This window comes from Photorhabdus sp. RM323S, assembly GCF_042879375.1.
Classification (GTDB): Bacteria; Pseudomonadota; Gammaproteobacteria; order Enterobacterales; family Enterobacteriaceae; genus Photorhabdus; species Photorhabdus tasmaniensis.
Genome location: NZ_JBHFKZ010000061.1, coordinates 24,463 through 30,554, shown reverse-complemented (window position 1 = coordinate 30,554; position 6,092 = coordinate 24,463). Strand labels below are relative to the sequence as shown.

Annotated in this window: 3 protein-coding genes and 3 pseudogenes; 5 read left to right on the top strand and 1 reads right to left on the bottom strand. The window is 44.0% G+C overall.

The window, feature by feature from the left end; translation table 11 throughout:
- Positions 1–1,163 (top strand): annotated as a pseudogene (locus tag ACGF7G_RS19255) (toxin); the annotation flags it as partial.
- A 62-nt stretch (positions 1,164–1,225) separates the two neighbouring features.
- Here ACGF7G_RS19255 and ACGF7G_RS19250 read toward each other — a convergent pair.
- Positions 1,226–2,176: a hypothetical protein gene (locus ACGF7G_RS19250; RefSeq protein ID WP_387467633.1), complete on the bottom strand. Its 951-nt coding sequence runs from the start codon at positions 2,174–2,176 to the stop codon at positions 1,226–1,228.
- A gap of 77 nt (positions 2,177–2,253) precedes the next feature.
- On the opposite strand from ACGF7G_RS19250, the pseudogene ACGF7G_RS19245 reads away from it, so the two are divergent.
- The 4 genes and pseudogenes from ACGF7G_RS19245 to ACGF7G_RS19230 all read left to right on the top strand — a co-directional run.
- Positions 2,254–2,337 (top strand): annotated as a pseudogene (locus ACGF7G_RS19245) (neuraminidase-like domain-containing protein); the annotation flags it as partial.
- Position 2,338: 1 nt separating this feature from the next.
- Positions 2,339–3,394, top strand: a pseudogene (locus tag ACGF7G_RS19240) (IS1634 family transposase); the annotation flags it as partial.
- Between the two features lie 145 nt (positions 3,395–3,539).
- On the top strand, positions 3,540–3,986 hold the full coding sequence (locus tag ACGF7G_RS19235; RefSeq protein ID WP_387467630.1) for a hypothetical protein: 447 nt from the start codon (positions 3,540–3,542) through the stop codon (positions 3,984–3,986).
- A 430-nt stretch (positions 3,987–4,416) separates the two neighbouring features.
- Entirely contained in the window at positions 4,417–6,066 is a 1,650-nt protein-coding gene (locus ACGF7G_RS19230; protein WP_133815476.1) for a condensation domain-containing protein, read from the top strand.
- The last annotated feature ends 26 nt before the right edge of the window (positions 6,067–6,092 follow it).

Genomic DNA, 6,092 nt, shown 5'->3' with positions numbered 1-6,092 from the left:
CTCAGACCGCGGCAAATGCGTTGTATACAGCAGCGGCGGTTGCCAACATGGTACCAAATATTTATGGCATGGCCGTGGGTGGCAGCCAATATGGTGCTCTGCCGACGGCGATTGCTTTGGGGCTCCAGACTGCGTCGGCTGCGACATCTGCAACAGCGGACGCGGTATTCCAATCGGAAATGTATCGTCGTCGTCGCGAAGAATGGCAAATGATGCGTGACAGCGCGAAAGTTGAGATGACGCAAATTGAGGCCCAGCAAGCCGCATTGAAGATACGTAAAGAGGCTGCATCGATGCAGTTGACCTACTTGATGACGCAACAGAAGCACCATTTGGCACAATGGGAGTTGTTGCAGCGCAAATTCAGTAATCAGGCGTTGTATAACTGGATGCGCGGACGCTTATCTGCGCTGTACTTCCAATTCTATGACTTAGCTGTATCCCGTTGCTTACTGGCTCAACTGGCTTTTGAATGGGAAACAAAGAATAAGACGCGTTTTATTAAACCGGGTGCCTGGCAAGGGACTTATGCTGGTCTGTTGTGTGGCGAGGCGCTGATGTTGAATTTGGCGGCGATGGAGTCGGCATATTTGGCTTGGGAGTCTCGCTCATTGGCGGTGGAACGTACGGTTTCTCTGGCGCAGGTGTATCAATCTTTGGGTGAGAAGGTGAATTTTACGCTGTCAAACCAGATTGAAGCGCTGTTGAAGAATAACCAAGATGCTTCTGTAGGCAATGAGGGTAATCAACTGAAATTGGCTGGTAATACCTTGTCAGCCACGCTAACCATCAGGGATCTGCAACTTAAAGATGATTATCCGGTTGATATGCAATTAGGTGATGTGCGCCGTATTAAGCAAATTAGCGTGAGTTTGCCCGCTTTATTGGGGCCATATCAGGATGTGCAAGCGACTTTAAGCTATGCTGGTACGACCTCGCTGGCAAAAGGTTGTACGGCAATTGCGGTCTCCCGGGGGATGGATGACAGTGGGCAATTCCAACTGGATTTCAATGATGGTAAATATCTGCCATTTGAAGGCATTGCGATTGATGATGCGGGCAAATTAGTCTTGCGTTTCCCGAATGCCAAAGGTAAGCAAGAAGCTTTATTGCAAAGCTTAAGTGATATCATCTTGCATATTCGCTACACCATTCGTGATTGAATCCGTATAGCCGTCCAATCTTATTTATTTTCCGCCCGTTAGCCGGGCGGATATTTATTCAATTACACCAGCGTGTCAGCGGCCGTATCATTTTCATCCTCACTAACGGTAAACCACGAGTAATATTGGCTCTGCCGCAGCCAGCCTTTTGCGGTGATAACCCGGATTTCTCGGCCAACCGGATCGTATACATGGGTATCGGCGTAGGCCTCTTTTCTGGCGCTGTCATCACTGACATATCGCCAGTCATTGAGGAAATAGGGCTGATATGTTCGAACGGGTTGCCCTTTATTGTCATACTCGGTACGGCCGGTTACCGCCCAGCGAGTCTTGGTATCCTCAGTTTTCGTGATCAGAGAGCCGTCTTGGTTACGCTGCCAGGCTTCGCCGGCCTCATGTCGCACAGCAGCTTGCAGCAGACGACCAGAACCATCACTGAATGCCACTTGTTGGCGAATTTGTTGTTCAGAATCACTGTCATAACGGTCCGTGGTTAGCATAAGGTTATGGGGCGATAAACCGATGCTGCGGGTTAACAGATTGACCAAAGGTGTGTCCGTTTTTTGATCTTGTACCCAATGGCGGTGGGCCAATGCGCAGATACGCCAGTCTTCCGTGATAATTCGTGAATTGCGCAACGTTGCTTGTTCTTCCTTTGTCAGCGTATTAAAGGTGTCCTGACTGAATACCGGCATCCAGCTTTCCGATGCATAGACTAGGTATTGCGCCACCGGTAACGGTGCTGACAAGGCCAGGGCTGCATCGACTCCGGGTGGCGGGGAGAATGGCATCTGTTCCGGTGAGGAGTAACCGGTCATCACGCCATTTTCGATTCCCCAAAAACGTTGTGTGACAGGGCGTCCCAATGCATCCAGCGTCATAAAGTGCACATTGTCATTGATATCGGTGAGTTGCACTAGCGTCAGAAAACGCCAGTCATAACTGGCTGAAACAGTCAGGCCTGCCGCATCTTGTGTTTGTGTGACGACACAGTGGTGTGTGTCCCATTGCAAAGTGGTTTTTCCGGTCAGCAGAGTGTTACGTTGTGCGACAGGACGCCAAAATTGTGCCTCAGTGCCGTAATCGGTATAACCGTGACGACCTGTATCAATATTTACTGATTGATAATCAAGTTTCTGCTGCAATAAAAACCACACGAATCGCCCAAGCCATTTGAAGCTGAACACCTTAATGATGATGTGCTCGGCCGTACACTGGATGCCTTATATGAAGCGGGGGTGTCGGAAGTTTATCAGGTGCTTGCTGGGCAAGTGGTTGATAAATTAGGGTTAAATCCCGATTCCGTTCATTTGGATATCACGAGTTTTCATGTCGATGGTGACTATGACAGCGCGTTGGGAGATGACACAAAACGCATTGCGCTGGTGCCGGGTTATAGCCGGGATCACCGGCCCGAGCTGAACCAGATTGTCCTTGAACTGATTTGCGAAAATCAGGCAGGTATCCCTGTCTACATGCAGGCCATGAGCGGGAATACGAATGATGCCAAAGCCTTTGCCCAGACGATCAAAACCCATATTCAATGCCTGAAGGCGGCACAAAACAGCCGCTACTTTGTGGCCGATGTCGCACTTTATACTGAAGCCGCGATCGCTTCGCTTCATCAGTAAAAACAACGATTTATTACGCGCGTTCCCTTGACTATCAAGGAAGCTAAACAGCATCTCCTGAACGTGACAGCGGAGCAATTCAGCCCCATCAAATCGGTTCATTATCAATTAGCTGGTCAGGTTTATACCCGGTTAAACAATGTGAAACAGGCCAGATTGCGGGTCGGGAGGTTTATTTTAGCGACCAATGAACGGGATGAAGGACAGCTTGATATGGCGGCGTTACTGGCTAATTATAAGGCACAACAAACGGTGGAGCGGGGTTTTCGATTCCTGAAAAGCCGGGAATTCCTGACGTCTGCCATTTTCCTGAAAAAACCGGAGCGGATAGAAGCGCTGTTAATGGTGATGACCAGTTGTCTCATGGTTTATGCGGCGCTGGAGCATAAAATTCGCCATGAATTGAAACAAAGTGTGCCGTTTTTCCCCGATATGAAGAACAAACCGACACAATCCCCCACCGCGCGTTGGGTGTTTCTGGCCTTTGAAGGGATCAGCACCTTTGAATTTCAAGAACATAAAATGGTGACAGGAATGCAATCTTACCACCATGAGCTTTTGAGTTTATTAGGTGCACAATATAAAGCGGTTTATTCTTGAATTAGGTGCGGAATGAAGGATAAAAAGAGCAGTTCAACGTTATCATTATCGTGATATTTACATAAAAAATAATTTCCTGATTGATGACTCGATAAAAAAAGAAATGATATTTTCTTCCTTAATGAAGGACGATATCACGGTCTATGTGACGACTGAACATTATCCTGACAACGATGATATTATCAGGATAGATGGAGCTTATCAGATTTTGCGTCTTGCAGTATCTAATGATATTTTACAATCAGAAAGCAATGCTGATGATATAATATACACACTTCCTTTAGCTCAACATAATCGCGCTTTTTTAAAACAGTGTGACACTTTTATTCCATTGAATTATTTGCCTGAGTACCAAAATTTAACTTTGCTAACCGTGCCGGATTTCACTAATAGATTGGATTTGGTCAGATTGGATATTGCGATAAGTTTAATGACACCGAATGAAATGCTCTGTTCTGCTCATCTTCATAAAGGCATAACATTTTTGAATTTTAAATCATATCCGGCGCCATCAGTGAGATATTGTGCTTATACTCTCCGGCGTAAATATAAAGAACCATTGAATTTATTAATTTCTGATTTAATTCTTTAGAATTCAATTTAAAGTGGTTATTTATCATTAGCTGAATAAAGTAGTTAGTTTGAATTGATGAAATATTATCATGACTAATTGATACTAAAATTAAAATATTTTAAAGGTGGTTGGTTATTAAATCCCTTGAACAGAAGTTTAGGGGATTTTTTTATCTCTATATTAATTGATAGTTATTTTGTATAGCTTAATTTGACCTGGTAAATAATTCGGTATAACAGCAAACTAAGCCAAAAATTAGCCATCAAGTAAAATTGCTGATGGGCGATCTGCTCAGTAATGGTTTCTGGTCAAATGATCCATACGTGAAGGCTATTTTTCAACCATTAGTTTATTCATGTTGCTTTATTTATCAAATAATAATAATTTTTATTATCATTTGTAATCGTATTCTTGTTGTAGCTGATAATCTAAACTTTATGGAAACTAAATGAGAGAGCTAACGACCATGCAGGCCGCTTATTGGATTGGCCGGCAATATGAACAGACGTTGGGTGGTGTTACCGCCCATTTGTATGCAGAGTTTGATGGTACTGAACTTGATCTTGAGCGGCTGAAAGCTGCCGTACAGTATCTCTTTGATATCCATCCGATGTTGCGACTACGCGTTACACCGGATGGCATGCAAACCATAGAAAGTCTGTCTTCCAACGATAAATTGCACATCGATGATGTCAGTATCTATGATAAAAAAGCCATTGCTGATTTTCTGGAAAGTAAACGAAAAAGTAAAACCCACCAGAAACTGGATCTTGAACAGGGTCAGTCTATCGATTTGAGTGTCAGCCTTTTAAAGGATGGAGATTTTCGCTTGCATATCGACCTGGATATGATTGCAGGTGATGCGCAAAGCTTTCGTATTCTCATGGAGGATTTGGCCCGATTTTATCATCAGCCTGACCATCAACCGAAAAGTGGAGGAAGCACTTATTTTCACTATTTGGAGCGAATGAAAGCTGATAAGTCTTTATTAACTTTACGTGAACGCGATAAAAAATGGTGGAGTACGCGTATTGCGCAAATTCCACCAGCCCCTAAACTTCCTCATATTCATCGCCCTCTCCCACAGGGAGAATACTTTAGTGATCGATTCGCGGTTCAACTGACTAAAGAAGACAAATTGTCGTTAAAGACAACCGCCAAAAAATATCAGATTACGCTGTCAACATTATTTCTGTCTCTTTTCGCGTGTACGGTAGGGATTTGCACGCAGTCTGATAAATTCAGATTAAATGTACCGACATTCCAGCGAGAAAGTTACCTCCGTGATGTGGACAAAATTGTGGGTGATTTTTCAGATTTATCTATTTTAAGTGTTGAATTACAGCGTCATGAGCCGGTGATTGCGTTATGCCATCGTTTTGCTGATCAAATCGCTTTACTCCTCTCTCACCGGACTTACCCGGGCGTCAGTGTTATGCGGGATCTCTCCAGATACCACGGTAACATGCAAATCTCGCCTATCGTTTTTACCTCCGGTTTTGGTATCAGTGACGATAATTTATTGTCCGAAAATGTAACCCGTGCTTTCGGTGAAATGGTCTTTGTTATTTCTCAAGGGCCACAGGTTGCCTTGGATGTTCAGGTTGCGCCAGCTTATGAAGGGATTTTGGTTAACTGGGATGTTCGTCTGGATGTTTTCCCTGAACCGTATATCCGTAGAATGTTTGATATCTATCGCTCTTTAATTCGGATGATCATTCATTCGCCTGAGTTGATAAACCAGTCTTTGGACTATTTTTTCTCATCTCATTTTTCTGCTTCACATCAAGATGTGGGGACTGAAAAGGTGACATTCTCTTGTGTTGAGCAAATGCTTATTCTTCTGCTGTCCCGGCTGACGAACGAAGAAAATATCAACGCCCATACTTCTCTTTCAGCATTGGATATTGATGCTGATGTCGCAGAAGAATTAACGGGATTTATTAACAAATATATCCCACAGGCAGGACTGATAATTGAAGATATTAAGGCTCATCAAACAGTAAATGCATTGGCACAGACGATGACATTAAGATCGCGGGGAGCGGCTGAAAAGACGGCTGAGGCACTAGTGAAAATCCTTAATCGACAGAAGTAATCTTTCTTTTTGAAAGATGCTAAATG

Excerpts from the sequence above, each read along its gene's own strand:
- ACGF7G_RS19230 (WP_133815476.1), top strand. The coding sequence starts at position 4,417 with ATGAGAGAGCTAACGACCATGCAGGCCGCTTATTGGATTGGCCGGCAA.